Here is a 1,681-nt window from a genome sequence, read left to right on the forward strand (position 1 = left end):
GTTCAGGCGTCGAGATCATCGGCGACATCGAGCTTTTCTGCCGCGAGCGAATGCTTAGTGCGCCAACGGCGCCCTTCATCGCCATCACCGGCACCAACGGCAAGTCGACGACGACCGCGCTGACCGCGCATATCCTGAAGGCGTCCGGCCGCGACACCCAGATGGGCGGCAATATCGGCCGCGCGGTGATGACGCTCGATCCGCCCGAGCCCGACCGGCATTATGTCGTCGAATGCTCGTCCTACCAGATCGACCTCGCGCCCTCGATCAACCCGACGGCCGGCATCCTGCTCAATCTGACGCCCGACCATCTCGACCGTCACGGCACCATGCAGCACTACGCCGCGATCAAGGAACGGCTGGTGGCCGGCAGCGAGACGGCGATCATCGGCATCGACGATTCCTGGTGCGCGCAGATTGCCGAGCGGCTGGAGCGGGCGGGGCGTCATGTCATCCGCATTTCCAAGCGGCTGCCGTTGACCGACGGCTATTTCGCCGACGGTGGCGATCTGATGGAGGCGGTGCACGGCCGCTACAGCCGTGTCGCCTTCCTCGAAGGCATCGGCTCGCTGCGCGGCCAGCACAATGCACAGAACGCGCTGGCGGCGGTCGCCGCTTGCCTGAGGGTCGGGCTGGAACTTGGCGAGATCCAGTCCGGACTGGAAAGCTTTCCCGGCCTCGCGCACCGCATGGAGCAGGTCGGCCGCAAGGACCATGTGCTGTTCATCAACGATTCCAAGGCGACCAACGCCGATGCGGCGGCACCGGCGCTGTCGAGCTTTCAGCGCATCTACTGGATTGCCGGCGGCTTGCCCAAGGAAGGCGGCATCGAGCCGTTGCGCGGTTTCTTCCCGCGTATCGCCAAGGCCTATCTGATTGGCGAGGCCGCGCCGGCTTTTTCGGCGACACTGGGCGAGGCTGTGCCTTACGAGATTTCAGGCACGCTGGCCGCGGCAGTCGAGCACGCCGCGCACGATGCGGCCCAGGACGACAGCGGCGAGGCGGTGGTGCTGTTGTCGCCGGCCTGCGCCAGTTTCGACCAGTTCAAGAATTTCGAAGTCCGCGGCGAAGCCTTCAGGCAAGCTGCGAATGCTATCGAGGGTGTGAAACCCATCGGAGGGGCACGATAATGCAGAGCCGTCTCGACAAAAGCCCGGTTGCGACCTGGTGGTGGACGATCGATCGCTGGTTCCTGGCGGCGTTCCTGTCGCTGATGGGGCTTGGCATCGTCTTGTCCTTCGCGGCCAGCCCGGCGGTGGCCGAACGCATCGGTCTCGACAGTTTCCACTTCGCCACAAGGCAGATCATTTTCACCGTGCCGGCGCTTGGCGTGATGCTGGCGGTGTCCTTCCTCGATTCCCGGCAGATCCGGCGCATGGCGCTGATCATGCTGTGCCTGATGCTGGTGCTGATGGTGGCGGTGCTCTACATCGGCGTCGAGGTGAAGGGCGCGCGGCGCTGGGTGTCGCTTGCCGGCCTGTCCATCCAGCCCTCTGAATTTCTGAAACCCGCCTTCGTCATCATGTGCGCCTGGCTGTTTGCCGAACACAAGCGCCAGCCCGACATTCCGGGCAATCTGTTTGCCATGCTGCTGCTGGTGCTGGTCGTGTCGCTGCTGGTGGCGCAACCGGACCTCGGCCAGACCATGCTGACGACCGGCACCTGGGGTATCATGTTCTTC

The 1,681-nt window shown here is 64.5% G+C and carries 2 protein-coding genes; both read left to right on the plus strand.

What is annotated here, in order from left to right; all coding sequences use genetic code 11:
• The coding region (gene murD, locus EN993_RS35485; protein ID WP_127266209.1) for a UDP-N-acetylmuramoyl-L-alanine--D-glutamate ligase at nt 1–1,130 on the plus strand (1,130 nt) is incomplete at its 5' end.
• On the plus strand, nt 1,130–1,681 hold a 552-nt coding region (locus EN993_RS35490), incomplete at its 3' end, for an FtsW/RodA/SpoVE family cell cycle protein (RefSeq protein ID WP_164758050.1). The genes murD and EN993_RS35490, both read left to right, overlap by 1 nt.

Origin of the sequence: Mesorhizobium sp. M7D.F.Ca.US.004.01.2.1, assembly GCF_003997785.1 — a bacterium.
Classification (GTDB): Bacteria; Pseudomonadota; Alphaproteobacteria; order Rhizobiales; family Rhizobiaceae; genus Mesorhizobium; species Mesorhizobium loti.